This window comes from Streptococcus salivarius (assembly GCF_009738225.1).
Taxonomy (GTDB): Bacteria; Bacillota; Bacilli; order Lactobacillales; family Streptococcaceae; genus Streptococcus.
In genome coordinates this window covers 1,043,604-1,070,491 of the sequence record NZ_CP018187.1, presented here as the reverse complement: position 1 = coordinate 1,070,491, position 26,888 = coordinate 1,043,604, and the positions used below count along the sequence as shown (strand labels likewise).

At 39.7% G+C, this 26,888-nt stretch carries 24 protein-coding genes; 5 read left to right on the top strand and 19 right to left on the bottom strand.

What is annotated here, in order from left to right; all coding sequences use genetic code 11:
- Positions 1 to 19: 19 nt before the first annotated feature.
- The 3 genes from BSR19_RS05340 to BSR19_RS05330 form a co-directional block, all read right to left on the bottom strand.
- A complete protein-coding gene (locus BSR19_RS05340; protein ID WP_156246704.1) occupies positions 20 to 1,408 on the bottom strand; it encodes a dihydrolipoamide acetyltransferase in 1,389 nt (462 codons plus the stop codon).
- Positions 1,409 to 1,644: 236 nt separating this feature from the next.
- On the bottom strand, positions 1,645 to 2,643 hold the full coding sequence (locus BSR19_RS05335) for an alpha-ketoacid dehydrogenase subunit beta (protein WP_013990622.1): 999 nt from the start codon (positions 2,641 to 2,643) through the stop codon (positions 1,645 to 1,647).
- A 24-nt stretch (positions 2,644 to 2,667) separates the two neighbouring features.
- A complete protein-coding gene (locus BSR19_RS05330) occupies positions 2,668 to 3,639 on the bottom strand; it encodes a thiamine pyrophosphate-dependent dehydrogenase E1 component subunit alpha (RefSeq protein ID WP_060972898.1) in 972 nt (323 codons plus the stop codon).
- 458 nt (positions 3,640 to 4,097) lie between these two features.
- Here BSR19_RS05330 and BSR19_RS05325 point away from each other — a divergent pair, with 458 nt between their 5' ends.
- Positions 4,098 to 5,090, top strand: coding sequence for an ATP-binding protein (locus tag BSR19_RS05325; protein WP_231605980.1), 993 nt, complete (start codon positions 4,098 to 4,100; stop codon positions 5,088 to 5,090).
- Positions 5,080 to 6,369: a hypothetical protein gene (locus BSR19_RS05320; RefSeq protein ID WP_060972900.1), complete on the top strand. Its 1,290-nt coding sequence runs from the start codon at positions 5,080 to 5,082 to the stop codon at positions 6,367 to 6,369. The genes BSR19_RS05325 and BSR19_RS05320 overlap by 11 nt, the downstream gene beginning before the upstream one ends.
- Before the next feature lie 167 nt (positions 6,370 to 6,536).
- Here BSR19_RS05320 and BSR19_RS05315 read toward each other — a convergent pair whose 3' ends face one another.
- The 3 genes from BSR19_RS05315 to BSR19_RS05305 form a co-directional block, all read right to left on the bottom strand.
- Positions 6,537 to 8,480: a DUF2207 domain-containing protein gene (locus BSR19_RS05315; protein ID WP_060972901.1), complete on the bottom strand. Its 1,944-nt coding sequence runs from the start codon at positions 8,478 to 8,480 to the stop codon at positions 6,537 to 6,539.
- A 75-nt stretch (positions 8,481 to 8,555) separates the two neighbouring features.
- On the bottom strand, positions 8,556 to 9,824 hold the full coding sequence (locus BSR19_RS05310) for a dihydroorotase (protein WP_060972902.1): 1,269 nt from the start codon (positions 9,822 to 9,824) through the stop codon (positions 8,556 to 8,558).
- 19 nt (positions 9,825 to 9,843) lie between these two features.
- On the bottom strand, positions 9,844 to 10,497 hold the full coding sequence (locus BSR19_RS05305) for a uracil-DNA glycosylase (protein WP_049545851.1): 654 nt from the start codon (positions 10,495 to 10,497) through the stop codon (positions 9,844 to 9,846).
- Between the two features lie 213 nt (positions 10,498 to 10,710).
- Here BSR19_RS05305 and BSR19_RS05300 point away from each other — a divergent pair, with 213 nt between their 5' ends.
- Positions 10,711 to 11,907 (top strand): cation diffusion facilitator family transporter, encoded by a 1,197-nt coding sequence (locus BSR19_RS05300; protein WP_060972903.1) that lies wholly within the window; start codon positions 10,711 to 10,713, stop codon positions 11,905 to 11,907.
- A 231-nt stretch (positions 11,908 to 12,138) separates the two neighbouring features.
- Positions 12,139 to 13,485, top strand: a complete 1,347-nt coding sequence (locus tag BSR19_RS05295) for a D-alanyl-D-alanine carboxypeptidase (RefSeq protein WP_060972904.1) — start codon at positions 12,139 to 12,141, stop codon at positions 13,483 to 13,485.
- A gap of 26 nt (positions 13,486 to 13,511) precedes the next feature.
- On the opposite strand, the gene BSR19_RS05290 is transcribed toward BSR19_RS05295, so the two are convergent.
- The 10 genes from BSR19_RS05290 to BSR19_RS05245 form a co-directional block, all read right to left on the bottom strand.
- Complete coding sequence (locus BSR19_RS05290) at positions 13,512 to 14,363, bottom strand: patatin-like phospholipase family protein (RefSeq protein ID WP_060972905.1); 852 nt, start codon at positions 14,361 to 14,363, stop codon at positions 13,512 to 13,514.
- A complete protein-coding gene (locus BSR19_RS05285) occupies positions 14,360 to 14,980 on the bottom strand; it encodes an SGNH/GDSL hydrolase family protein (RefSeq protein ID WP_060972906.1) in 621 nt (206 codons plus the stop codon). Before BSR19_RS05285 ends, BSR19_RS05290 begins: the two co-directional genes overlap by 4 nt.
- A gap of 3 nt (positions 14,981 to 14,983) precedes the next feature.
- Complete coding sequence (locus tag BSR19_RS05280) at positions 14,984 to 16,561, bottom strand: ABC1 kinase family protein (protein ID WP_060972907.1); 1,578 nt, start codon at positions 16,559 to 16,561, stop codon at positions 14,984 to 14,986.
- Between the two features lie 17 nt (positions 16,562 to 16,578).
- On the bottom strand, positions 16,579 to 16,857 hold the full coding sequence (locus tag BSR19_RS05275; RefSeq protein WP_013990645.1) for a phasin family protein: 279 nt from the start codon (positions 16,855 to 16,857) through the stop codon (positions 16,579 to 16,581).
- Between the two features lie 246 nt (positions 16,858 to 17,103).
- Positions 17,104 to 18,540: a glycoside hydrolase family 1 protein gene (locus tag BSR19_RS05270; protein WP_156246703.1), complete on the bottom strand. Its 1,437-nt coding sequence runs from the start codon at positions 18,538 to 18,540 to the stop codon at positions 17,104 to 17,106.
- 124 nt (positions 18,541 to 18,664) lie between these two features.
- Positions 18,665 to 19,801, bottom strand: coding sequence for an AI-2E family transporter (locus BSR19_RS05265; RefSeq protein WP_156246702.1), 1,137 nt, complete (start codon positions 19,799 to 19,801; stop codon positions 18,665 to 18,667).
- A gap of 77 nt (positions 19,802 to 19,878) precedes the next feature.
- Entirely contained in the window at positions 19,879 to 20,475 is a 597-nt protein-coding gene (locus BSR19_RS05260) for a histidine phosphatase family protein (protein WP_060972908.1), read from the bottom strand.
- The gene (locus BSR19_RS05255) at positions 20,472 to 21,080 is read right to left on the bottom strand and encodes a histidine phosphatase family protein (RefSeq protein WP_060972909.1); all 609 of its coding nucleotides are present in this window, start codon (positions 21,078 to 21,080) and stop codon (positions 20,472 to 20,474) included. The genes BSR19_RS05260 and BSR19_RS05255 overlap by 4 nt, the downstream gene beginning before the upstream one ends.
- Positions 21,077 to 21,679, bottom strand: coding sequence for a histidine phosphatase family protein (locus BSR19_RS05250; RefSeq protein ID WP_060972910.1), 603 nt, complete (start codon positions 21,677 to 21,679; stop codon positions 21,077 to 21,079). The genes BSR19_RS05255 and BSR19_RS05250 overlap by 4 nt, the downstream gene beginning before the upstream one ends.
- 17 nt (positions 21,680 to 21,696) lie before the next feature.
- A complete protein-coding gene (locus BSR19_RS05245; RefSeq protein WP_060972911.1) occupies positions 21,697 to 22,524 on the bottom strand; it encodes a Cof-type HAD-IIB family hydrolase in 828 nt (275 codons plus the stop codon).
- Between the two features lie 145 nt (positions 22,525 to 22,669).
- Here BSR19_RS05245 and BSR19_RS05240 point away from each other — a divergent pair, with 145 nt between their 5' ends.
- On the top strand, positions 22,670 to 23,689 hold the full coding sequence (locus tag BSR19_RS05240) for a phosphodiester glycosidase family protein (RefSeq protein WP_197092255.1): 1,020 nt from the start codon (positions 22,670 to 22,672) through the stop codon (positions 23,687 to 23,689).
- A gap of 36 nt (positions 23,690 to 23,725) precedes the next feature.
- Here the strand turns inward: BSR19_RS05240 and BSR19_RS05235 are convergent, their stop codons facing one another.
- The 3 genes from BSR19_RS05235 to glf are packed head-to-tail and all read right to left on the bottom strand — an operon-like array spanning position 23,726 to position 26,878.
- Positions 23,726 to 24,778, bottom strand: a complete 1,053-nt coding sequence (locus BSR19_RS05235) for a sugar transferase (RefSeq protein WP_156246701.1) — start codon at positions 24,776 to 24,778, stop codon at positions 23,726 to 23,728.
- A gap of 10 nt (positions 24,779 to 24,788) precedes the next feature.
- Positions 24,789 to 25,781 carry a stealth family protein gene (locus tag BSR19_RS05230; RefSeq protein ID WP_156246700.1) on the bottom strand — a complete coding sequence of 331 codons (993 nt, stop codon included), beginning with the start codon at positions 25,779 to 25,781 and terminating at the stop codon, positions 24,789 to 24,791.
- Entirely contained in the window at positions 25,778 to 26,878 is a 1,101-nt protein-coding gene (gene glf, locus BSR19_RS05225; RefSeq protein ID WP_156246699.1) for a UDP-galactopyranose mutase, read from the bottom strand. The genes BSR19_RS05230 and glf overlap by 4 nt, the downstream gene beginning before the upstream one ends.
- Positions 26,879 to 26,888: the final 10 nt, after the last annotated feature.

Here is a 26,888-nt window from a genome sequence, read left to right as displayed (position 1 = left end):
TTTTCAGATATTTTTTTACTTAAATCAACAATTCCATTGGATTTTCAATCAAATGTTTTAAATCAACCATGAATTTGGCACCATTCATACCATCTACAATACGGTGGTCAATAGTCAAGCATAGCCCCATGATTGGACGTACGACAACTTCACCATCAACAACAACCGGTGTCTGAATAGTTGCTGAAACACCAAGGATAGCTGAGTTTGGTTGGTTGATGATTGGGTTAAATGACTTGGTTCCAAACATTCCCAAGTTAGTGATAGAGAAAGTAGAACCTGACATTTCTGCCGCCTTCAATTTACCAGCCTGAGCTTTCTTGATGACATCCTTAGAGGCCACCACAAAGTCAGACAAACTCATCTTATCTGCACCATGAACTACTGGTACAATCAAGCCATCATCGAGACCAACGGCAATACCGAGATTAACAAATTTGTGTAATTCGATATTTTGCGCATCATCAATCAAGGATGCATTGAGGTAACGGTGTTCCTCTTTCATAAGGGTACGCACAACTGCCAAACCAATCAAATCAGTGAAGGTTACCTTCATACCAGTCTTATTCATGATTGGATCAAGGACTTGCTTACGAAGAGCCATAAGGTTAGTCATGTCCACATCGTAGTTAAGGGTAAAGGTTGGCGCAGTTAAGTAAGAGTGCGTCATTCCCTTAGAGATAGCCTTACGCATAGCCGACATTGGGATAACTTCCACACCTTCTGGCAAGACTTTTTCTGGCTTAGCTTCAACCACAGGTGCAGCTGCAGCTTCCTTAACTTGAGCTGGGGCACTGATTGCAAGGACATCTTCCTTGGTAATCTTACCACCAAAGCCTGTTCCAGATACGTTAGCTAAATCAATACCAAGGTCCGCTGCAATCTTACGTGCCAACGGAGTTGCCTTAGGTTGAGCACCCTTAAAGTTCTCAACGTCATCAGCATGAACACGACCTTTTGCTCCAGTTCCTGGAACTTGAGCGAGGTCAATCCCCAACTCACGCGCTACTTTACGTGCTTTAGGTGTTGCACGTACTTTGCCACCTTCGTGTACGACAGGGGCTTGGGCTTGTGCTGCCACTACAGGTGCTTCCACAGTAGCAACTTCTTCAACTTGCGGAGCAGTTTCTGTAGCTGGTGCGCTCGCAGCATTATCAGCCACAACTTCACCTTCTGCTCCAATATAACCGATAACTTCAGTAACTGGTACTGTTTCACCAGCCTGACGGGTAATCTTCAATAGAACACCAGAATCTTCTGCTTCAAGTTCCATGTTCGTTTTATCTGACATGATTTCAAGAAGGATATCCCCCTCATTAACCACATCACCCTCTTGTTTCTTCCACTCGATGATTTCGCCTTCCTGCATGTCCACACCAAGCTTTGGCATAATAATCTCAAAAGCCATATTTTATGATACTAAGAACGCTAAAACGCGACAGAATTTTAGGAGTTTTACGTTAGTGTGCTTGCACACAAGTAAAACTATCTAAGATTCCAAAGCATTTCGTTTGAGTTCAAATCAACTCAAACGCTTTAACGCCCTCTCCTTTCTACTTTAAATTATATTTTCCGATACTCTCACAGTTAAAACAAGAAACACATTTTACTAGCGAGACATATCACTTAACCGTCGCTAGAAAGTTAGTTTCCTTTATTGGCCATCTTGATAATAGCAGCCTTAATCTTTTCAACATCTGGAAGAACCGCTTGTTCCAAGACACGCGCATAAGGTACAGGCACATCTTCACTTGCCAAACGTACAATTGGGTGGTCAAGGTAATCAAATGCTTCACTTTCAGTAACCATAGCAGCAATCTCACCGATGAACCCACCAGTCTTATATGCATCATTGACCAACATCAGTTTACCAGTCTTCTTAACTGACTCGAAAATCAATTCCTTATCAAGTGGGATAAGCGTACGTGGGTCAACGACCTCAACGTTAATACCTTGTTCAGCCACTTCTTCAGCAGCCTTAAGAACACGTTCCAACATACGACCATATGTGACAATAGTAAGGTCAGTCCCTTCACGCTTGATTTCCCCTTTTCCAAGTGGAATGTAGAAATCAGGATCTTGAGTCACTTCCTCTTTCTTACCGTAAAGTGCTTTTGGTTCCATGAAGATAACAATGTTATTGTCCTGAATAGCAGATTTCAAAAGACCTTTAGCGTCGTTAGCATTACCTGGAGCAACAACTTTAATCCCTGGAATGTGAGTCAACCATGACTCAAGAGATTGTGAGTGCTGTGCCGCAGAACCAATCCCTGAACCAGAAGCTACACGGAAAGTTACAGGAGTCTTCAAACCACCACCAAACATGTAGTTGTTTTTTGCACCATTATTAACGATAGCATCAAGGGCAATCGTGATGAAGTCCATGAAAGTCAAGTCAACGATTGGACGAAGACCTGTGATGGCAGATCCAACAGCTGCACCAGCGATAGCTGCCTCTGAAATTGGTGTATCTTTAACACGTTTTTCACCAAACTCTGCCAACATCCCAACTGATGTACCGAAGTCACCACCATAGATACCAACATCTTCACCCATAAGGAAGATGTTTTCGTCTTTACGCATCTCCTCGCTCATAGCAAGGTTTACTGCCTCACGCAAGGCCATCAATTTTGTTTCACTCATACTTGTATTCCTCAACCTTTCTCTTTAGTCTACCCATACATCTTCAAAGGCAACTGAAAGTTCTGGATCTGGGCTATTTTGGGCGAACTCATAAGCTGCATCAACCTCTGCCTTGACTTGGCTTTGGATAACATCTAACTCTTCAGCGCTTGCAATATTTTCAGAAACGAGATAGTCACGGTATTTAATAATTGGGTCGTTATTGTTCTTCCACTCGTCAACTTCTTCCTTAGTACGGTAAACACCTGCATCAGCAGTTGAGTGACCAAACCAACGGTAAGATTCTACCTCAACGATAGCGGGACCGTTGCCACCACGAACATGCTCAACAGCCTTGCCCATTGTTTCGTATACAGCCAAAACATCGTTACCATCTTCACAGTAGAAACCAGGAATACCATAAGCTTCCGCACGTGTATAAAGGTGAGGTGTGTTTGTTGCTTTATGGATATCCATTGAGATACCATAACGGTTATTGATGATAAAGAAGATAACCGGCAATTTCCAAGTAGCTGCCATATTGACTGACTCATGGAATGAGCCTTCATTAGTTGCACCATCTCCTGAAAAGGCCACAACAATATTTCCTGTTTCTTTGTATTGCTGAGTGAGAGCTGCACCTACGGCAAGAGCATAACCACCACCAACAATACCGTTAGTTCCGTAGTTACCTTTTTCAAAGTCAGCCAAATGCATAGAACCACCACGGCCCTTAGAAACACCTGTCGCCTTACCTGCAAGCTCCGCCATCATTTTATTCAAATCCATGTCTTGGGCAATAGATTGTCCGTGACCACGGTGATTTGAAAAGAAGATATCGTCATAGCTCAAGTGTTGAACAGCCCCAACGTTGGCTGCTTCCTCACCAACTGAAAAGTGAGTCATTCCTTGAACAAAACCACGACGAACCAATTTATTAATACGTGAATCAAATTCACGAATACGTTCCATTTTAGTGAACATCTCAAGATGTGTCTCTTTAGAAAGTTTTACCATATCGATCTCCTCTATCGAAATTTTACTATACATCTAGGATAGGTTAAAAAAACTTAATGGGCAAGAAATATGCTTGAAAAATGAAAAGCCTTACATCCTTATCACTTATAGGCAATTCGTATGCTCTTTTTGTTTGCGATATGGTATAATGATATGATTATATAGATTTTACCCGAATAGGAGAATATTTGATATTGAGTGATGTCATAATTCACGGGCTTACGGCATGTATAGCTTTTATTTTACAAATTATTATCTTCAAGGTGACCACGCAAAGGCCGCTTAGATACTGGGTTATTATTTTAGCTGGTATAGCAATTTTTGCCTCTAGTTATTTGGGCATTTTGTATCCAAAATCCGGTTTTATTGCACTAGTACTCTTTCTAGCTGCCAAATCCTACAAAAATCTAAGACATACCATTTTGGAGACTTTCTTCATACCTTTCACCTTTGCCTTAATGGTAAGATTGGTCATTTTCCTGATTATTCCAATCTTTTTCCCTTCTGTCCTAGATTACTATTATGCTGGTCCCTTTATTCTCTTGCTTGCCTTTTTGCTATGGTTTGCTCAAAGTGCCCTTCTACAGGTGGACTACTCACGAATGATGCAAATTGACAAAGCAAGACCATGGTACAAATCAACCTCTGTTGCTCTTTGTGCTCTAGCCATTATTTACTTTGCTTCTGAACTTCTTTCAACAAACATTCACTTTACCGTTGCCTTTCTTATTATTACAGCTCTGATTCTATCTGGACAGGTTAATCTCTATAGAAAGGACCTCAGTGCGCAAACACAAGAAGCTCAAGAGGAACATTCTCAGCTTCTTCAAAAATCAAGTCAGAACATCAATACTTGGTACCAGAAAAAAACTAGCCAAGAGCTCTTTATCAAGGACGAAGCTGAAAATCTCTACGATATCATCCGTTTCCAACAAAACGAGGAAGCTCAGGAGTTAATTGACTACTTGCTGACTCCGAATCCACTCGATAAAAAGATTGATCATTTTTATCGAGATAAACTTGAAAATATTAAACTCCCTGATTTGCGAGTCCTCTTTGAAGCTAAATTCCTAAAGGCAAAAGAATTGGATGTTTGGGTTAGTATGGAGGTCCCAGAACCCATTACCGTTTATCCTATTTATCCTTTAGATTGGGTATATATCCTTTCAACAATCTTGGATCACGTCATTGACCAAGCACAAGATAGCGAACAGAAATACCTTAGCTATGCTTATTTTAAAGACGAGGATAGTCAACATTTTGTCGTTGAAAGTTCAAGCACTAAAGAAGATTCAGCTATTACATCTGATTTCTCTGATCCCGAACTGAAACGCGTCAATAGTATCCTATCCACTTATCCAAACGTTAACATTGTTTCAAATACACGGGCTGGTATTTACCGCTTACAAATCGAGATTGACATGACACAAGGAGGTTACAATGATTACTAATATTATCAATCCTCTCTTACAGGCTGTTAGTTTCATTTCTATTTGGTACCTCTACCAGACTATGTCTAAGGTTAAGCCACAACGAGGACACCTCTTACTTCTATTTTTGTCCTATGTAGCTGCAGCATCCTATTTTAATCTCGTAAAAATCGTTGTAGACCCGCTTTTCTTCCTTGTTGCCGATTTGGCCCTTGTCAAAGAGCGTTCTTTCTATCATCGATTGCTTTACGCTTTTTATCCAACTATCCTTTTTGATATGGCAACACGACTACTTTCAATTGTCATTATCCCTCACGTCTTACATATCAAAGGTGATATTACCCTCAACACTAACTTACATATCTTGACCTACATCTTAGCACCATTAATCATTTACCTAATGCTTAAAATCTTCGCCGTAGACCTAAATCAGATGAGTAGTCTTGACGAAGCTTGGGCTAGACGTAACTGGTTGCGAAGCACTGCCTTCCTAGCTGTCTATTATGTCTTCTTTACTGTTATCCATGGTCTTAACAGTATTCTTCCAACAGCAAATGAACCTAAAAATTTATTTGAAATAGTTTTCAAGGTCAGTCCTAATAGTTCTGTTATCTTAGTTCTCTATATTGCCCTACTACTATGGGATTTTTACAATTGGAACCAGGCTGTCCACCAACAATCTATCGATAGACTTAACAAAGAACGTCATAAATTGTTGGGTACTATGACTAACTATAGCAAATCCTTTATCCAGATTATTATGCAAAAGCAAACGTCCTTCGACTTATTCAAGAAAAATCTCAAGGAGGTTTCTCTTGCCTTGGAAAATGAAGATACTGCCAAAGCTACTAGTCTACTTGAGATTTATAAAACGGACAATGCTAGCATTGGTAATCCAGAGACTCAAGAAAACTTGGATAGGCTTAGCAATCCAATAATATCTAGTTTCCTCTCTAACCGCATTTTAGAAATGCGAGCTGCTCATATTGATATTGCTATAAACATCAGTCCTCAGTTTGGTGAGATTCCTTTATCTGACCTCGATTTATATCAACTGCTCCAAGCTTCGGAAAGAGCGATATTTAAACTACTTCGTCCTGATATCAAAGTCAACAGTAGTTACCTTCAACTGGATCACTCACAACTCCTTGTTGTTGAATTACCAGTTTTGGCTGATAAGGTTAGCAAAGATAAAGAACTGAATGATTTAGTAAAGAGTTTGCCAAATGTTGACTATCGCATCGGTTTACATGCAGGTTATCTGACTCAAATTATTGAAATCTTTGAACCTGGTTATTAAGATTATATTTAAAAAGAGCCACTGGCTCTTTTTTTGTTACTTTATATCTCTTCTCACTAAAAATTCCTAACAGTTTAGAATGAAAGGAATTATTCGCCAAATAAAAAGACACCCAAGATCATATAGACTGAGTGTCTCTATTGATAGTAAACTCCGACTAGCGTAGCTTAGAAGGCGCCACCACCGCCTCCTCCGCCACCACCAGAGAAGCCACCGCCTCCAAAGCCACCACTACCACTATTTGAATTGATAGAAAAGCTACTTACGGTATCTGAGGCAGAAACATAAGATTCTAGATAATTGACATTATTCAGCATAATAAATGGTGTCGCAGAATAAGTAAACTCATCTAAAGATGGATTACTGAGGTGAATGTTGTATCGTTTTAGCACATCACTAACTTTTTTCGCCTGTCCATAGAGTGTCGCATAAACCAAGATACGATTCCATAGGATGACAGATTCTAATTCTGACTCTTTAAAGCTAGGAATACTCTGAATCATATTTTTAAAGCTATGCCACTGGTAATACGTTGAAATTTGAGTTGCATCAAGACATCTCTGACGACGTCTTTTCACCAAGAACCAGAATAAAACGGTAAGTCCTGCTATAGGTAGTAGTCCAAGAATATAGTAAAAACCAACTCCTGATCCAAATGCACCAAATAAGAACAAAGTTGAAAGTATACAAAACATCATTGAAAGTGCCAAAGCTGCTACTCCCAATATGTTAAATGTCTTTTCTTTCGCACTAAAATCTCTATAAATTTTAGGAAGTCCTAGTGCAATTTCCTCTTTTTCAACGCCTTTGGCTACTTGATAGCCGTCATTAGAGAATTGATATTTGACACGTTTTCCCTGAGATCGAATAGTTTCTCGCTCATAGCTTGTTCTAGCACTCTTGAATTGTTTTTCTAGAGCATCTTTATCAAGATAATAGCGCGAGAACATTTCACTATCTCTAATTTCCATGCGACCATCAAACAACATATCTAAGAATGATACTTCAAACGAAGAGAGACCTTCCTTTTCAATACGTGTCAGAATATTACTATCACCTTCTCGCCTAAAAGTGAGATAACCTCTATCAATAAAATCGAGGATGGTAGCTTGCACCATATATTTGAACTTCAAAGGACCCGTTTCTTCTTTTAGCCCTGTTTTATCGAAAGACTGATTATAAACATTCTTAGCTAAGACCAAAGGTGCTAAATCTTGAGGGGCTTCATAAAGACGTGCATCTCGAGGGAAAGAAGGCGTTCTAGTGCTATAAAGAACAATAAGGTAACAGAAAATACCAATAAGAACAAAGCTTAAAATTACAAGTGGCAAAATGACATAAAAAATGCGTCGGTAGTTTTCTTTAGACTTTTTGATATCTCTTTCTTTTTTTAGAAACTCTGCCTCATTTGTCTTATGTAATAAATAAGCCTGATTATTTTCCCGTAAAGCACTGGTCATTGGCCAGTAGGCATGTAATTCCAATTTACCTGATGATGGTAAATTGTCTACATGAACCTGATAACCTGTAGCAGTACGTTTAACCTGTGGGTCTTTTCCAAAATAGCCAGTGTGGGCGTAAAGCTCTCCTTGACTTGCATCTAGACCATCAACTGTGAAATCAACCTGTCCAAATCCTTTATCCCAATCAGAGATTGGAAACCAATTTAAAACTGCAATATCTGAATATAGATTCAACAACTGTTGGATTTGCCAAGTAACTTTGAGGACAACCCTATCACCATCTGAACCTGAATTATAAACTTTGAGTTTAACACCATCATAAGAGTCTGTTTTTTCAACTGTAATATCTGTTTTTTCTTTCCCATTTACGGTTGCTGAAACCTTGGGATCATCCATAATAGAATAACCACCAATTTTCCCCAAGGTTACATACTGACCTTTATAGTCACTATCAAAATCATAAGTCACTTCCTGAGTAAACGTCGCATTACCATCATCATGTATAGAAAGGTGACCAACATAGGAAGGTAGACTATACTCTACCTCATCCTCGTCAGCTTGAACGTGTTGCAAAGAAAGTGGCAGAAAACAGGCTAACAAAACAGTTAAAGCAAGGTATTTAACAAGACCTTTCATTATCTTTTTCATCATTTTGCTCCTTTAAGGACTAAAAAAGCAGGTGCAACACCAAGTGTCTCGATGTGCCCTGCTCTGATCTGCTATTTAGGCTTGATAAACAATCTCACCATCACAGATAGTGTATTTAACACTGCCCGTAAGTTCTTCGCCTACAAATGGTGAATTGGCTGCTTTAGACTTAAAGTCTGCTGTGACCTGACGTTTTTCCTTGTCTGCAAAAATCACAAGGTCAGCTGGTCCATTTTCAGCCAAATAACCAGCATCGAAGCCATAAAGATCAGATGGGTTGCTAGTCATTACTTTCAAGAGTTCCGTCAAGCTTAAGTGTCCTGCTTCAACCAAGTAGGTCAATCCAAGAGATAGAGATGTTTCAAGACCAGTCATTCCTGATGGTGCTTTAGTCACATCATCGACATTCTTTTCATCGGCATGGTGTGGCGCGTGGTCTGTGGCAATGACTGAGATGACTCCAGATTTCAACCCTTCGATGACGGCCTGACGGTCAGATTCCAAACGAAGTGGTGGGTTCATCTTGGCATTAGCACCTTTTGAGAGCAAGAGGTCTTCTGTCTTAGAGAAATGTTGTGGTGCCACTTCGGCTGTAACTTGTGCTCCAAGTTTTTGAGCAAATTCAACCACTTTTACAGATTCAGCTTTTGACAAGTGTTGAATATGAACATGGGCTTGTGTATCATAAGAAATCATGACATCACGCGCAATCATACTGTACTCAGCTACACCTGTTGCCCCACAAATATGGAATTCTTTTTTAGCAATATTTTCATTGAAACCGAGAATACCATTTAGATCAGGATCCTCCTCGTGAAGGCTGATAAAGGTATTATTCTCCTTAGCTAGCTCCATGGCTTTTTTGACAATACCAGCATTGGTCAATGGAATACCATCATCTGAGAATCCGACAGCACCGGCTTCAAGCAAACCCTTGAAATCAGTGATGTTTTCACCATCAAAATTCTTAGTAATAGTCGCAACAGACTTAACATGGATATTTTCCTTAGCTGCCGAAGTCAAGACCTCCTCCAAGGTTTCCTTATCTGAAATCGTTGGATTAGTGTTAGCCATCATTACAACTGTTGTAAAACCACCCGCAGCCGCTGCCAAGGCACCAGTATGAATGTCTTCCTTATGAGTTTGACCTGGCTCACGGAAGTGAACATGGATATCCACCAAGCCAGGAGCAACCACAAGACCAGTCGCATCAATGACTTGAGCATCTCCAGCTTCGATATTTTCAGCAATTTTAACGACTTTTTTACCATCAACAAGAACATCAGCTTGCGTATCCAAACCAGACTTAGGGTCTACAACACGACCATTTTTAATCAGTAACATAATCTTCCAACTTTCTATTTTACTTCAACCAATCAATTGGGGATTGGCCTTGAGATACAAGGTAGGCATTGGCTTTTGAAAATGGCTTGCTGCCAAAAAAACCACGATAGGCCGACAAGGGACTCGGATGGGCACTCTCAATAATGGCATGTTTAGAGTTAGTCACTAGTGCCTTCTTCTTACGAGCATAGCCACCCCAAAGTATAAAGACAACAGGAGTATCCTTTTGATTGAGAACCTTAATCACAGCATCTGTAAAAGGTTCCCAAACCTGACCAGCATGCCCATTTGCTTGACCTGCTGGAACTGTTAGACAGGCATTAAGCAAAAGCACCCCCTGCTCTGCCCATGACGTTAAATCATGAAAGGATCTAGGACCTAAATCTTCCTCTAATTCCTTGAGAATATTTTTCAAAGACGGGGGAGCTGGAAGGCTATCAGGTACCGAGAAGGAAAGTCCCTGTGCTTGATGAGGCCCATGATAAGGGTCCTGACCAAGGATTACCACCCGCACTTCTTCAAACGGAGTCTCCAACAAGGCATTAAAAACCTTGTCACGCGGCGGATAAACCGTCCCCTGGCTATAAACCTGGTCCATAAACTGATTTATCTTTGAAAAATAATGGTCAGGCAACTCCTCTTTCAGAAGCTTGTGCCATGTCGAATGTTCCATAAAAACCTCTTTTTAGACTGTTTTACACCCTAAATTATACCATAATTTGTAGGGAATATTCGGAAAATACTGAAAAAACACCATGATTACGAAGCATTTGCTATCAAGTTTTAAAAATACATTACTCCACAAGTTTAAAGGGCTTACAACCTTTAACTCGTTATAGTTTTATGCTATAATTTAAACTTGTATTTTAACAGAAAAGGTAACCCTATGACTACGTATGAAAATTTAAGAGCAGCCAGACGAGGTCCCATTGTCAGCATCGCTGCCTACCTTCTTCTTACCATTGCAAAACTTCTAGCTGGACACTTTTTAAATTCTAGCTCTTTGATTGCCGATGGTTTCAATAACTTGTCAGATATTTTAGGGAACGTGGCCCTACTCATTGGATTGCACCTAGCTAGTCAACCTGCTGATGCAGATCATAGGTTTGGTCATTGGAAGATTGAAGACTTATCAAGCCTAGTCACTTCCTTTATCATGTTCGTGGTAGGCTTCCAAGTCCTAATTCAAACAGTCCGAAAGATTTTTCTAAGAGAGGAAACTGTAGTCGATCCCCTTGGTGCAACCGTCGGAGTTCTTTCTGCTATCGTCATGTGTGGCGTTTACTTATACAATAAAGGACTTGCCAAAAAGCTGAAATCTAGTGCTTTGATTGCGGCCGCTAAGGATAATCTCTCCGATGCCGTAACTTCTATTGGAACGTCAATCGCCATTGTTGCAGCATCCTTCAACCTCACGATTATTGACTATATTACAGCCATTATCATTACCTCCTTCATTCTAAAGACAGCCTATGATATCTTCATGGAAGCAACCTTTAGTTTGTCAGACGGTTTCGATGAGAGAAACCTCAAAGCCTATGAGAAAGCGATTCTTGAGATTTCAAAAGTCACTAAGGTTAAGAAGCAGCGTGGCCGTTCTTATGGTAGCAACGTCTATCTTGATATTGTGGTTGAAATGAATCCTGACCTCTCTGTTTACGAGAGTCATGCCATTACTGAACAAATTGAAGAGGTTCTCAGCAAGCGTTTCTCTGTCTATGACACTGATGTCCATGTAGAACCAGCTGCTATTCCCGAAGATGAAATTTATGGCAATGTCCTTCACAAACTCTCTCGCAATGAAAAGATTATTCTGTCAAAAATTCCTGACTATGAAAATCTTTTAGCACCAGACTTCTACTTAATCGATGAAAATGGTCACCACCACAATCGTGAAGAAGTCATTGCCAATCACCAACCACTTCTCAATAATTTTGACAGCTTCAAGATGACATCTGTTAGTCAAAAAACGAAATTAATTAGTTATGAGTTGGGAGGAAATTTCCACACTAGTATCTGGCGTCGAAATGAAACCTGGTTCATGATTTACCACCAAGTCACAAGGATAAAAGATGAAAAGTAACGAGCAAGCAAGCTCGTTTTTTTCTGCTTTCAAATAGATTTTGTGTAACATTCAATAGATTCTAAAAATTACATTAAAATACTAAATGTTAGGAAAACTCTAACTTTTATATGTTATAATGAAGATGTTTGTCACTACCGAATTTAGGGTTTTTGACAGGCAAATGATATTAATAGATAAAAATAGGTTCTGCCAGCTACAGAACCCCATAGATATTAAAGGAGACACATTGTGAAAAAGAAAATTGTTGCCGTCCTTTTAGCAGCTTGTCTAGCTCTAGCACCGAGTCTGTCTAGTGCAGACGAATTGATGGATATCACACGCGCTGCTGGTTATACTGAAGCCACTGAAGCCTATCGCCCAAAATCAACCCTCTTAATCGATGGAAATACCGGAGATGTCCTCTGGGAAGAAAATGCTGATGAGGTGCGTGACCCAGCTTCTATGTCTAAGGCCATGACACTTTATTTGGTCTTTGAAGCTATGTCTAAAGGAGAGATTTCTGAAGATACTGTTATCACAGCTACTCCAACCGACCAAGCTATTGCCGATATTTACGAAATTTCAAACAACAAGATTGTTGCGGGTGTTGATTATACCGTTTCAGAACTCATCACTATGACAGCGGTGCCTTCCTCTAACGTTACAACCGTGATGCTAGCCAACTACTTGACCAATAATGATCCTGATAAATGGCTAGACATGATGAATGAGAAATCTAAAGAGCTAGGGATGACCAATACCAAATGGTTCAACGCTTCTGGTGCCGTTGCTGTTGCCTTCAAAGGTTACTACAGTCCTCAACGTTATGATAACAACCAAACCAACCAAACAACTGCGCGTGATTTGGCTATCATGACCTATAACTTCATCAAGAAATACCCTGACATTCTCAAATACACTAGCAAACCTGTTGTCACAGTTAAAAAAGGAACACCTTACGAGGAAACCTTCGAGACTTACAACTACTCTATTCCAGGTGCCAAATACGGAATTGATGGGGTTGATGGGTTGAAGACAGGATCTAGCCCAGAAGGTGCTTTCAACTATATTGATACCATCAAGCGTGGTAATCAACGTATGATTGCTGTCATCATGGGTTCTGGTGATTGGTCTGACCAAACAGGTGAAGAGATTCGTCATACCTTTGGTAATGCTCTCGTTGAGAAGATGTACAAAGACTTCTCTTACAAGAAAGTTCTTAGCAAGGGTGAACAAGAAATCGACGGTAAAAAATACAATGTCGAAAAAGACGTCTATGCCACCGTTAAAAAAGGTAAAGACCCTAAAATCTCTGTTAAAGATGATCACATTGTCATTGATAATGGTCTGAAGACAGTGTCACCTAATATCAAAGCTACTTCTGTTAAGGCAACTAAAGTTAAAGGATGGTTCGATTTTGGAAGTAACCAGAAAGATAAAAAGGCTACTAAAACAACAGATAAGAGCCAACTCCCAGTTTATTTCTGGTTGCTATGTCTTGTCCCAGTTGGACTCCTCTACTTGATTTACCATAATGAAAAAGGACGTCGTCAAAAAGTTAAAGAACGCCGTCAAGCTCGACAAATGAATAACTAAAAGAACGTGCTCAACCGAGCACGTTTTTAGTTGTCTCCAAGAAATGTTTTGAGATTAGACATATCATTACGCATTTGATCCAATCCTTCTTGATAAATGGCTTCAAACTTTTCAGGATCCTTCTCCAAACGACTAACTTCAAGTGCATGTTCTGGACGGATAGCATAAAGATTTCCAGTTTTTTCCAAAGCCTCTATCTTTTCAATACTCTTATTGTAGTGGATGTGGCGATTTGAAGCCACTTGGACAAATTCAGGATACTTACGATAAAAGAGCTTGTAGATTCGCTTACTCGTTTTAGATGGCTGTTTACGGTAGCCTTTAGGACGTGTCAGAACTACAATGAGTTTATCAAAGCCCAAATTTTCCATAAAATCAATAGGGAGACTATCAGACAGACCACCATCCATGTAGCGTTTACCCTTGTACTCGACAATTTCAGAAACCAGAGGTAAGGCGGAACTTGCCCGAAGGGCTTCCATTTGCTCAAAGACATGGTCAATCTTGATATAGTCTGGTTTTCCGGACTCAATATCTGTAGTAACCACATAGAAGGGAATACCTGAATCAGCAAAGGCCTCCTGATCAAAAACGTCCAACTCCATGGGAACCTTATAATAGGAGAATTCCTTATTAACGAAGTTACCTGTTGTCAGCCATGACCAGAAACTCATATAACGACGGTCTCCCATAAAACGCTTGTTGTAGCGAAGGGCTCTTTGGGGCTGGTTAGAAAGGTAATTAACACCAAAAAGTGCTCCAGCCGATACCGAAACAACGCCATCCACCTTCATTCCAGCTTCTAAAAAGGCATCTAATACACCAGCCGTATATAAGCCACGCATCCCCCCGCCTTCGAGGACTAAGCCAACTTTCATTCTAAAATCTCCTTTATGATTGGTTCCGCAAGGACTTGATAACCTTGTGGACTCAAGTGCAAACCATCCGTTGTATAGTTGTCATTTAACTGTCCCATGTCATCAGTAAGGTAATCAAAAAGATCGACATAGGTCACACCGGGGAGGACAGCTAATTGTTGATTTAGCTCACGTACAGTCGTATTATTTCGAATCTTAACCTTAGAAGCATACTGTGATTCTTCACTAACTGGAAAGACACTCAGCAAATAGACCTCAGTAAAGAGGGATTCCTGACGAACTGTCATGATAATATCGGAAATACGAGTGACAATATCTCGAATAGGGTAACCTCTTCCGATGTCGTTAATGCCAATCAAGAGCACCAATTTACTTGGTTCCAAATCTAAGACCTGCTTTTTAAGGTGCTCTAAAAGCCAAACCGAGTCTGTTCCTGCAATCCCACGGTTAACAAGGGGAAACTCTCGACCCAAATATTTTTTCAATGCAAAAAACTCCGTGATGGAGTCCCCTGCAAAAACGATTTGGCTTTTGTCTAACTTTTGATTTTCAGTCACAAATTTGGCTAAACGCTCTTCTTGATAGGCCACAAGCTCAGGCCTAGTTGTTTCAATCATACTTTATCCTTTTTTCTTAAATATTATACGCACTACTGTGATTAAAGCTAGAAAAGTTCCAAGTCCAAGAAATAGCCAGTCAAGATTTTCAAAACCTGATTTATTAGCCAAAAGGGCACCGGAAAGTAGAAATCCCAATGACAATAAGGCTAAAACCAGATTATTTAATACTTTCTCAAAAACTTTAATTCGACCCGAAAAGTTAATAAAATCATGGTTCACCACAATTCGTCCGTTTAAAATTTGCTCCAAGAGCTGATGCAGACGACGTGGAATGTTCTTCCCATTGCGAATCAGATAAAAGAGTTCAATCAAGATACTCTCTTTATTCAGGGCCTGCTTAAGCATGTCAGGTCCCATATTTTCTAGGAAGTAATCCTTGGCCAGAGTCATAAGATCCATATTTGGCGCTAACTCTCGGAAAATCCCCTCAATTTGAAGCGAAGCCTTCTCCAAAATGGTAATTTGAGAGGAGGCTTTAAGATGATTTTTCTGGAAAATAGCCATCAAATCCTGCAGCAAATCTGTTATAGAGAGACTTCCCAAGTCAATACCAGAATAACGACCTAACATTTGCTCTACATCTTGACTTAGGACTGCACGATTAAGACCATTATCAAATTGTGTAACGGACAAGATGGCCTTGGTCATACCATCAACATCTTGTGCGGTAAAACTGTACAGGATGTCATTTAAGGACGCACGCATCCCCACTTCCAACTCACCCATAATTCCAAAATCAATGAAATAAATCTTGCCATCACGTACCAACAGATTTCCAGGATGGGGGTCACCATGAAAATAGCCATCTTTGAAGACTTGCTTGATAAATGACAGCATAAGTTTCTTGCCCACATCTTCTAAGTCATAGCCAGCCTCAATCAGTTGGCTGTAGTGATTAAGCGGAATCCCATTGATATACTCTTCAACTATGAGGTGAGGTGTCGTGAAGGTATCATAGACCTCGGGGACACCTAGACAAGCAACAGCCCTGTTATTGGCCTTAAAGCACTTCATGGCCTCTGCTTCATTCCTGAAATCTAGTTCCTTAATTAAGGTTTCACGCAGATTTTCCAAAACCTCCTGAACATCGACCATGGGGATAAAATGTTTTGGTATATGCCGTGCAAGCTTAATGAGAAGCTGAATATCTTCCTTAACGACCTCATCAATACCAGGTCTCTGGATTTTTACAATCACTTCCTGACCAAACAATAATCTAGCTCTATGGGTCTGAGCGACAGAACCAGAAGCTAAGGGCTCTTCCGAAAAATCAAGGAAACTGTCAGAAAGCTCATTAGGTAATTCTCGCCTAATGGCAGTCATGACTTCCTCTTTATTCAAGGGAGGAACTGAGCTCTGGAGCTTTGATAATTCTTTGATATAGTTTTCTGGCAAAAGGTCAGAGCGCGTGGATAGGATTTGACCAATTTTAACAAAACTAGGTCCTAATTGCTCAAAGGCTTGGCGTAGCTTGACAGGTGTTGTCTGTTGGTCTTGAGGAAGATGCTTTTCACGATAAGAAAGGAGACCAACTGACGAGAAAACCTTCAACACATGTCTCAATCGTTTACTAGCCATTTTAGACTCCTTACATTTTATTTATTTTGACTGAGCAAAGCGTCAAGTTTTTCTTCAAGACGTTTCACATCATCCTTAGTCGCATACTCAACTGAAGATTTCTTAGCATCAAGTTTCGCTAAAAATTCTTGAGCTTCTTCCTTACTTTGACGTTTGAGCTCTTGTTCCAGTTCCTTACCTTCTTCAACAGTCAAACGCCCCTTTTCAACCAACTCTTTGACAAAGCTATCGGCCTTATCAACTGTCATAGCAGTCAACCCGATTCCAGCTAAGAGAACTTTTTTCAAATCATTCATTATCGTTACCTCCATCTAAGTAGGAAAAGCAAAGAGATAGACTCGCTACTTCTTCGGAAAATATAAGAACGCTTTCACACTTTTATTCTACCACTTTTTCAGAAAATATGTGGAATAACATAAACAAAGTTATTGTGTATTGAAATACTCTATTTTTACTCATAGCAACAGTAATCCAGATATATCAATGTTGTACTTTGATACTAAAAAAGAATCTCGAATATTTTTGAGATTCTTAACCATATTCTATTTGTAAAGGGCTTCACCATTGCTTTCGATAACAGACTTATACCAAATAAATGATTTTTTCTTATAACGAGCCAAGCTACCACTACCATCATCATTGCGATCAACGTAGATGAAGCCATAACGTTTACTGAGTTCAGCCGTTGAAGCTGATACCAAATCAATTGGCCCCCATGTCGTATAGCCCCAAAGTTCTACACCGTCTTGAAGGGCTTCGCCAACTTGAATCAAGTGTTTTTGAAGGTAATCAATACGATAATCATCTTCAACTGTTGGACCATCTGGACTGTCAACGAGAACATCCTTGGCACCTAAACCATTTTCGACGATAAACAATGGCAACTGATATCGATCATAAAAGTCATTCAAAACTAGTCGAAGACCGATTGGATCAATAGCCCAACCCCATTCAGATTTTTCAAGGTAGGGATTTTCGACACCACCTAAGATGTTGCCTTTTCCAACCTTATAGTCTTGCGGATTGTGTGCTGTTGCCACAGACATATAATATGAGAATGAAATAAAATCAACGGTATTCTTTAAGATTTCTTCATCACCTGGAGTAAATTGTATTTCAATACCATTCTCTTTGAAATAGCGTTTAATATAGTTTGGATATTTCCCACGCGCATGGATATCTGAGAAGAGATAGTTTTGATTTTCAAACTCGTGAACAGCCAACTGATCCAAAGGATTAGCTGTCATTCCATAAGCTGGCATGGCAAGAACCATACAACCAATCTTAAAGTCAGGGTTGATTTCATGACCAATCTTGGTTGCTGAAGCAGAAGCGACTAACTCATGGTGAACTGCTTGGTAAAGATCCTGTTTAGAGAGCTCTTCCATCGGCGTTGCAATCCCACCTGACATGAACGGAGCATGTAAAACAGAGTTGACTTCATTAAAGGTCAACCAATATTTGACCTTATCTTTATAACGTGTGAAGACGGTACGGACATAGTTTTCATAAAAACTAATTAATTTACGATTAGTCCATCCATTGTACTCACGCGCCAAGTTGAGTGGTGTTTCATAATGGGACAAGGTTACAAGCGGTTCGATGCCATATTTGGCCAATTCATCAAAAACCTTATCGTAGAAGGCTAGACCTGCTTCATTTGGCTCGGCATCATCACCATTTGGAAAGATACGAGTCCATGCAATTGACATGCGGAAGACCTTAAAGCCCATCTCTGCAAAAAGTGCTATGTCTTCTTTATAACGGTGATAGAAATCTATACCTTCTAGTTTTAGATTATCTGGTGTTGGTTGGTCAGTAATCAAAGGATTCAAGGCTCCGGGTTCAAAGGGAACACCGCCTTTTGGCGTTACATCCTGTACGGACAAGCCTTTGCCATCTAGGTTGTAAGCACCCTCAAACTGGTTGGCAGCTGTTGCACCACCCCAGAGAAAATCTTTTGGAAATGTATATGTCATCTTTTATCTCCTTGCATTGTTCAATTTACTCATAGTATAACGCTTAGAAAACGATTACACTTATACTATCTTATTGAAATCTGATACTATCGCACGAAAAAAAACAGAACCAAGTCTGTTTTAATTAATCATTACTTTCAAGAGCATTTGCTGCTTTGGCTCCTTCTCGCCTAACAACATTATCTTTAACAATCTGATATAGGGTTGCGGCTACTGGCACAGAAACCAACATACCCAAGATACCACCCAAGGCAGAACCTATGGTGATTGCGAAGATAACCCAAATACCAGGAAGTCCGGTAGATCCACCGACCACATAAGGATAGATGAGATTCCCTTCAAACTGCTGCAAAATAACCACGTAGGCAACAAACAAAAGCGCTAAGGTCACAGAGTGCGTCATAATCAAGATGGTACCAATCGTCACACCAATATAAGCCCCCACAACTGGAATCATTGCTGAAAAACCAATCAGGATAGAGATAGTCGCTGCGTAAGGAAAATTAAAGATACGCATCCCAATATAACACAAGGTCCCCAAAATACAAGCCTCAAGCGACTGATAGACGAAGAAATTACGGAATCGATTATTGAGAATAGCAACTACATAGTGGAAAGTCTTACCATAACTTCCTAAATAGACGTCTACCAAACGATTGACCTGATTCCCAAGTTTCTCTTTTCCAGCTAAGACATAACAAGAAAAGACAATACTGATAAAAAGATTAATCAAGGTTGATGGCAGACTCGTTAAAGAAGTCAAGAAACTGGTCAAACCATTCATGATTTGTTGAAGCAACTGAGCACTGTAGCTATTGATTAGCTCTCTAACCTGTGTCACACCACCAAAATCTTGAATAATTTTTTGCAAGGATTTGTTCTTAAGCAACCAATTAATCAAATTATTAATAGCTGAGCGGTCTTGACTAATCAAGGTGTTGATACTGTCAATCAAATCAGGAAGAACAGTGAACACGACCCAAGTAAAAACCAAACCAATGGTTCCCAATGCCGAGAGCAGAGCAATAGGACGCTTGATTTTAGCGATAAAACCAAATGGAATAAACTTGACCAGCAGTTTCTCATAAAAAGACATCAGGATATTTACCACAAAGGCAATCCCTGCTCCAACCAGGAAGGGCTGACTGGCAACGTAAATGGTGTTACAAATTGAAACAACTGTTTCCCAGTAAGTATAGATCAAGAAACAGCTGAAAAAGAGGACAGCCAACCAAATGAACTGATTTTTTGTAAATTTCATAGGCACTCCATAATTTAAAATACCTTTCCATTATACACTAAGAAAGGGTTTCTTACTATCTTTGATCATGAAAGCCACTAAAATTCCACGAACTCTTGATCATTTAAAGGATCAATCAGTTTGACAAAGTGAAAGTTCGATCCATCGTAATCAAAGACTAAGATGGCGCAATTGCCTGGACAAGACTGAAAGGCACGCTCCGGCTCCACAGCATGAAGAAAAGTCATCAAGGCTCCTGCGTGACTGACAGCCAAAATAGATTGGTTAGGATGTTTATCCACTATCTCTCTTGCACCATTTACCACTCGTTCTACAAACTGATCTTGACTTTCCCCACCAAACTGAGCATAATGGTCACCGAAATGCCCCTGAATTTGAATTTTAGGATGAAGATACTCCGGTTGCCCCTCAAAGATACCGAAGTGCATCTCTTTAAGTCCCTTAACACGTTTATAATCAGTACGCCCAGTAGCCAATTCAAGCGTATCAGAAGCTCTTTCAGTAGTCGTGCAATAATACTGATCAAAAGTCAAACCATGTTTTTCAAAATAGGCACGCACCTGACGAGCCTGGTCCTGACCTTTTTCAGTCAAAGGGGAATCACACCAACCTTGAATTCGATTGAGTGTGTTAAAAAGTGTTTGTCCATGTCGCATTAAATAGAATCGTGTCATTCTTCACCTCCATAGATATACTCTTCTTCTACTGGATTATAAACTGAGACCAGTTCAAATTGACCTTGGTCATAAGTAAAGTGTAAAATACAACAATTTTTAAGACCACGAATATCTGGAACAGGATCTAAAACACGTCTACAGAATTGCAAAATAGATGGACCATGACTAACCAGCAAGGACTTAGAACCATCGGCCACACTCTCCATGATGGCCCTAATCGTCAACTCCATACGATCCCGGACCTGGCTCGTACTCTCGCCACCAAATTGAACAAAGTAATCACCAAAGCCCTGTCCATCAGGTAAGGTTTTAGGAGTAAGATACTCTGGCTGCCCTTCAAAAGCACCAAAATCCTGTCCTTTAAGACCTTTAAGTCTTTCATAGTCTGTTCGTCCAGTCACAATTTCTAGAGTATCGCTAGCTCTCTCAGAGGTTGACGTAAAGACATGATCAAAAATTGGCTCTTGCTTAGCTAGATACTGACCAGCCTTTTTAGCCTGTTCAATCCCGACTTCCGTCAAAGGGGCATCGCAGACCCCCTGAAGCCTATGCTGAACATTAAATCGTGTTTCTCCATGCCTCATTAAATAAAATTCTTTCATAATGTTACCTCTAAACCAGAAATCGGATCAATCACCTGAAGAAGTTCCAATTGTCCTTGGTTATAATCATAAACACAAATATTACAATTCCCAAAACGTACTCCTTCAGGAAAGGCTAAGTCCATGGTAATGATTAATCCCCACAAAGCAGCTCCATGACTGACAAATAGAAGATTCTCATCACCATCTTTAGTGTGTTCTTCTGCTTTCTCTAAGACAGTCTTTAGAACCCTCTGGCCGACATCTCGAATATCTTCACCACCGTATGGGACCAAGAGATCTTCAAAGGATCGTGAACCTGGACGATGTTTGGGTAGGAGATGCTCTGGTTGAGCTTCAAAAGACCCAAAATTCATTTCTTTTATTCCCTTGAGCTGGATTACAGTGTACTCAGGCGCCACAATCTTTGCTGTGTCAGTTGCTCTCTCTTGCGTAGATGAATAGACAGCATCAAAAGAAATACCTTTCTTTGCAAAGTACTGCTTAGCTTGTTCTGCCTGACAGATTCCATTTTCAGTTAGGGGAGAGTCACACCAGCCCTGAACACGCTTTTGCGTATTAAATAATGTCTCACCATGTCGCATTAAATATAATTTCATTTCTTTACCACCCTTTTTTAATATAAACCTAAATAATCTTCTAAGATAGTCAAGACACCTTGACCTTGATCCTTATGATGCGGTGCTACTTGGTCTGCCACTTGCAAAAGAGCAGGGCTGGCATTTTCCATCGCATAAGAATGACTAGCCATACGCAGGAGCTCAATATCATTGTCACCATCACCAAAAGCCATAACATTTGCCTCATTCAAGTCCCAATGGTTAAGAAGCTGCTTAAGCCCCCAAGCCTTGTGCATGCCTTTTTGAATGAAGTCAATAGCACCAAAACCGCTTGGAACAGCGACAAGATTACCATCAAAATCACGATTAAAGGCTTGCGAAACCTGATTAGCCTCTTCAGGACTCAGCAACATGGTGATCTTTATGAAATCATCCTCTAAATCCTTCAACCTATTCAAACGGTGAATGGATGCTTCCATAGCGGCTTGCTCTTCTTCTGTTATCATCTCTTTACCAAAATGTAGTTTCGTTCCTGATAGCATATAAGCAGATTTAGCACCATTAAATATAGTCGGTTTATCTAACAAATCATAATTAAAATATCTTAGTAATTTTTCAACATCATTAAATGCCATAAACTCCTGACACAGAAGCTTGCCATAGCTAACCACCTGACCACCATTTTCGGCGACAAAATGCAGGCGGTCAAAAGTCTCCGCAAACATAGGTTTAAGGCGACTCATACTATTACCTGATGCAACGACAAAGTGCATATCACGCGCAGCCATGGCATCCAAAATCTGACTAAAACGCTCCTTATCATAGCTCCCTTTATCGTCTAAAAATGTTCCATCCATATCTGATGCAATCACCTTAATGGTCATAAAGCACCTCCTTGACTAACTTATCCCTATTATAACCCTTTTGGAAAACGCTTACCAGTACCATACTAGGAAAAACTGATACTATTCTTGGATATTTAATGGTCTTAGGATTGTTTTGTAAGCCTAGATTGTTTATAATTATAGTATGAAATTGAAGAATATTTTAAGAATACTATTTTCTCTTCTAATGATAGGTGCCATAGTTGGTGGACTGCTCTACCTCACCATCTATTTCAACAATCGAGATATTAAGAAGCTTTCCATGCCATCAAATAAGGATGGATTGAACTTTACCATAAAGAATAAAGAGCTCTTAGATCAGTCTGTCTTACTTGAAAAAGGCAATATTAAAAATGTAGACATGCAGATTCTCTCCTTCAAGAAGGACGGAAAGTATGTCCTACAAAAAGGAAGAACCGAAGATAATAATCCTGAACTCACAGAGCAAAGTATTAAGTACGAAGCTAAGCGACGAGATGCTCTTGCTCTTATCAACTCTGGTTTTTGGTCTTACGAAGGGCTAGATCGCCCTTTCGCTCAAAAGGAAATCGAATTGGGCAAAACAGGCCTTCTATATGGAGATGATCAAAATAATATCATTGCTGGAACCTATCCAAATATCGACACAGCTAAAATGTTTACCCACATGGGAAGCAACGGTTGGGATACAGGTGCCTTTGGTATTCTCATTAAAGATAAAAAAGTAGATAAAACCTGGGAAAAAGGTGATCCTGACCAACCAAATGCTCGTTCCATTTACGTAGAGACCTATGATGGTATTATCCGTATTATCCAAACCTATGGCCACAACTCCCTCAATAAGGGCTTGAATCACGAAGACATCTATAAGCTTTTAAAAAATATAGGCTACTCGAATATTCGTCTTGCCTTCCTACTAGATGGTGGGGGAACGACTCGTATGTACACGCGATCTGATAATGGTAAGGAAAAGGTTGCTGGTGCCTTTGTCGACAATAGAACCTATATTGAGTATCTCTACCTCACCAAGCGTGATACTAATGCTGCTGATCCAAATATATGGCGTGATCCAGAGCTCGTAAAAGCAGGTAAATCCAAGTCAATCACTTATGACGACTATATTGAAGCAATCTATTCAAATGGAAGAGTTCCAGGAACCCAATACCAGTTTGAAGTCTCCAAATAATGCAAAAAATCCTCACTAAAATGAGGATTTTTTATCTTATTTTAAATTGTTCAATGCAGTAAGTAGGTAGTGACCATCACGAATACCTTTACCGACACGCTTGGTATTTTCAACCAAATCTTGGTAATCAGTATCTGAAAGATTGTCAATTGTCGCCTTCAATTCATGAAGTGACTCTACTGCAATTCCACAGCCGTTCTCAAGCACAAAATGAGATAAGGCAGACTGTTTCCAAACGACAAGCGGGAATCCTGAGGCCAAGTAAAGTGACGCCTTGTGAGAGTTATTATAGCGAAGGTACTCGCCGAAAACACCACTACATGTCTCAGCACTGTCGCCATCCCAGACAAGCCCAAAACCACCCTCAAGGGCTGCAGGAAGCTCATCAGGTAGGAAGGAACCAAAGTAGTTCTCATTCTCAAGAGCTCTGCTTTCGTCGAAGCCGACACCATAAAGGTTATAAGCAGGTTCTGCAGGAAGAGAGTAAAGATAACCAGCTTTTTCTTGTGCCAAGTTACCAGCTACAATAATTGGCTGATTCTTAGTTAGACCAGTCTTCTCTTGGAAATTTGGAATCAAATAGTCGAAAATGCCAAGGCTAACAATCTTATCTGCCGCAATCCCTTTATCTACCAATACAGATTTCATAATTGGATTGTGGGCAATGATACCATCAGCTGCACCAAGAATACCTGATTCTTGAATTTGAATTCGAACCTTGTGCTTCAAAGGAAAATTCTCAACATTGACATAACGAAGAGCTTCTAAATCGTGGATAATAAAATTAACTTTTACGCCTTTTTTCTGTGCTTTTTTTACATGATGCGTTGTGAAAAAGCTATGATGAAGCATTGGGAACTGGATAAGTAACTCATCACCTTGCTTTAGTTCATTTAAGGCCTGATCAAAAGCCTTAGATTTATGAAGCTGTGCTTTAAGTGTACTCATCTCGTACCAATTACCAACTGAAAGAACCAAGGCTTGATAACCTTCTCTCTTTACAATTTCTTCAACATCATTACGAGCCTTATTACCGGCATTTTTAACATTGTTATCGTGTAAAAATTCTTCTTTTAAATAGTATTTCATCTCTTATTTCTCATTTTTCGAAAGCTGATTTTTCAGGATAGCGTTCTTTCAAGATTTCCTTAAAACGAAGGATATTCTCCTCTTTAAAGTCAACATCATCATTCACACAAAGCAGTTTTTTATGTTTATCTTTAAAGATACTCTCTAACCTATCAACTTGATTTAGATCTATCGACTCTCCAAAATTCTTTGACATAGGATAAAACTGATTACTTTCAATTTGCCAATACTGACAGATGTATTGATTGACGTCTACTCCATAGTCTCTAATTTTATTTCGTGACGTTTTATCTAATGTTGCTCCCTCAATTTCCCACAAATGTGCTAAGGTACTCTTTTTCATCGGAACAGGTAAATGCTGGTTTACATATCCCGTAGGTCCCCATGGCAAGAGTAACAGGTTTTTCAAAATCAAGGACCCATAACGGTAATTAAAGAATTTCCAAGGTGAAGATTTCAAAGCCTTCTTATTAGGAAAATGACGATAGATCAATTCAACATTATTGTGATAAGTATTCGTAAATGGTGACCAAGGAACCAAAGCATCATATACAGCTAAAAGTTTAGGTTGACCATTTTTATAAAAATCGGAAGGCCGACTGTCTCCAATCAAGTACATATCATCATTGAAATAGAGATAGTTTTCCGACAAGCCTTCGATACGATGGAGATTAAGCTCAATTGCTGCTGAATTGTAAGTAGGTAAATACTCTTTAGGGATAAATTCCTTATGAGTTACCAATTTAAGTTTTGGATGCTCCAAGTTCAACCATTCAGGTTTTTGTCCATTGGTGACTAAGTAAACACGATTTACCCAAGGAGCATGCTTTTCAATCATTCGAAACCAGTAATTAAAAATGCCATAATCACGATAACGTTGCTCTCCATCAATTTCTTGGTCCAAATCTGCAACTTGACCAATCACAGCTTGCTTCTCACGGATAAACTCTGGATCACTACCATCAACCCAGAGAACAACGATATCAATCTTTTCTTGTGTCATTTAGTAAATTCTTTCTCAACGACTTCCAAGGCACGCTCAATGACCACGTGCATGTCGTAGTATTTATAATCTGCAAGACGACCACAGAAGATAACCTTGTCATTTTTCTCAGCTTCTTCTTGGTACTTAGCAAACATGGCATTGTTCTTTTCATCATTGATTGGGTAATATGGTTCATCTCCACGTTTCCAATCAGCTGGGTATTCACGTGTAATAACTGTCTTAGGTTGTGTACCATACTCAAAGTGCTTATGCTCAATGATACGAGTATAAGGAATCTTACGCTCTGTGTAGTTGACCACGGCATTTCCTTGATGATTTTCTTCATCCAAGACTTCGTGTTCAAAACGAAGACTGCGATACTCCAACTCACCATGTTTATAATCAAAGTACTGGTCAATCATTCCTGTAAAGACAACTTTTTCAGCTGAAGCTTCAAGCTCTTCACGATTGGCAAAGAAGTCGACTCCAAGCTCTACTTCTACATCTCCAAGCATATTTTCAATGATGACATTGTAACCACCGATCGGAATTCCTTGGTAACGGTCATTAAAGTAGTTATTATCAAAAGTCAAACGGACTGGGAGACGTTTGATGATAAATGGTGGAAGGTCTGTGGCAGAACGTCCCCATTGTTTTTCAGTGTATCCCTTAATCAACTTTTCGTAGATATCTGGGCCAATCAACTTGATAGCTTGTTCTTCCAAGTTTTTAGGCTCAACATCTTTCATATCAGCCGTTTGCTCAGCTATCTTGTCCTTAACTTCTTGCGGAGTCTTAGTGCCCCACATAGCATAAAATGTATTCATGTTAAATGGAAGGTTGTAAAGACTGCCCTTGTAGTTAGCAATTGGTGAGTTGATATAGTTATTAAACTCAGCAAATTGGTTGACATAATCCCAAACTTTTTTATTTGAGGTATGGAAAATGTGAGCACCATACTTGTGAACGTTGATACCTTCAACATCTTCACAGTAAATATTGCCACCGATGTGATCACGCTTGTCAATCACTTTTACTTTTTTGCCACGTTTTGTAGCTTCATGTGCGAAGATTGCTCCAGACAAACCAGCACCAACGATAAGATAATCGTACATTATAAACTCC

Bases quoted from the DNA above. Each gene is read 5' to 3' on its own strand.
- BSR19_RS05340 (WP_156246704.1), bottom strand. From the start codon at position 1,408: ATGGCTTTTGAGATTATTATGCCAAAGCTTGGTGTGGACATGCAGGAA.
- BSR19_RS05335 (WP_013990622.1), bottom strand. From the start codon at position 2,643: ATGAGTGAAACAAAATTGATGGCCTTGCGTGAGGCAGTAAACCTTGCT.
- BSR19_RS05330 (WP_060972898.1), bottom strand. From the start codon at position 3,639: ATGGTAAAACTTTCTAAAGAGACACATCTTGAGATGTTCACTAAAATG.
- BSR19_RS05325 (WP_231605980.1), top strand. From the start codon at position 4,098: ATGGTAAGATTGGTCATTTTCCTGATTATTCCAATCTTTTTCCCTTCT.
- BSR19_RS05320 (WP_060972900.1), top strand. From the start codon at position 5,080: ATGATTACTAATATTATCAATCCTCTCTTACAGGCTGTTAGTTTCATT.
- BSR19_RS05315 (WP_060972901.1), bottom strand. From the start codon at position 8,480: ATGAAAAAGATAATGAAAGGTCTTGTTAAATACCTTGCTTTAACTGTT.
- BSR19_RS05310 (WP_060972902.1), bottom strand. From the start codon at position 9,824: ATGTTACTGATTAAAAATGGTCGTGTTGTAGACCCTAAGTCTGGTTTG.
- BSR19_RS05305 (WP_049545851.1), bottom strand. From the start codon at position 10,497: ATGGAACATTCGACATGGCACAAGCTTCTGAAAGAGGAGTTGCCTGAC.
- BSR19_RS05300 (WP_060972903.1), top strand. From the start codon at position 10,711: ATGACTACGTATGAAAATTTAAGAGCAGCCAGACGAGGTCCCATTGTC.
- BSR19_RS05290 (WP_060972905.1), bottom strand. From the start codon at position 14,363: ATGAAAGTTGGCTTAGTCCTCGAAGGCGGGGGGATGCGTGGCTTATAT.
- BSR19_RS05285 (WP_060972906.1), bottom strand. From the start codon at position 14,980: ATGATTGAAACAACTAGGCCTGAGCTTGTGGCCTATCAAGAAGAGCGT.
- BSR19_RS05280 (WP_060972907.1), bottom strand. From the start codon at position 16,561: ATGGCTAGTAAACGATTGAGACATGTGTTGAAGGTTTTCTCGTCAGTT.
- BSR19_RS05275 (WP_013990645.1), bottom strand. From the start codon at position 16,857: ATGAATGATTTGAAAAAAGTTCTCTTAGCTGGAATCGGGTTGACTGCT.
- BSR19_RS05270 (WP_156246703.1), bottom strand. From the start codon at position 18,540: ATGACATATACATTTCCAAAAGATTTTCTCTGGGGTGGTGCAACAGCT.
- BSR19_RS05265 (WP_156246702.1), bottom strand. From the start codon at position 19,801: ATGAAATTTACAAAAAATCAGTTCATTTGGTTGGCTGTCCTCTTTTTC.
- BSR19_RS05260 (WP_060972908.1), bottom strand. From the start codon at position 20,475: ATGACACGATTCTATTTAATGCGACATGGACAAACACTTTTTAACACA.
- BSR19_RS05255 (WP_060972909.1), bottom strand. From the start codon at position 21,080: ATGAAAGAATTTTATTTAATGAGGCATGGAGAAACACGATTTAATGTT.
- BSR19_RS05250 (WP_060972910.1), bottom strand. From the start codon at position 21,679: ATGAAATTATATTTAATGCGACATGGTGAGACATTATTTAATACGCAA.
- BSR19_RS05245 (WP_060972911.1), bottom strand. From the start codon at position 22,524: ATGACCATTAAGGTGATTGCATCAGATATGGATGGAACATTTTTAGAC.
- BSR19_RS05240 (WP_197092255.1), top strand. From the start codon at position 22,670: ATGAAATTGAAGAATATTTTAAGAATACTATTTTCTCTTCTAATGATA.
- BSR19_RS05235 (WP_156246701.1), bottom strand. From the start codon at position 24,778: ATGAAATACTATTTAAAAGAAGAATTTTTACACGATAACAATGTTAAA.
- BSR19_RS05230 (WP_156246700.1), bottom strand. From the start codon at position 25,781: ATGACACAAGAAAAGATTGATATCGTTGTTCTCTGGGTTGATGGTAGT.
- glf (WP_156246699.1), bottom strand. From the start codon at position 26,878: ATGTACGATTATCTTATCGTTGGTGCTGGTTTGTCTGGAGCAATCTTC.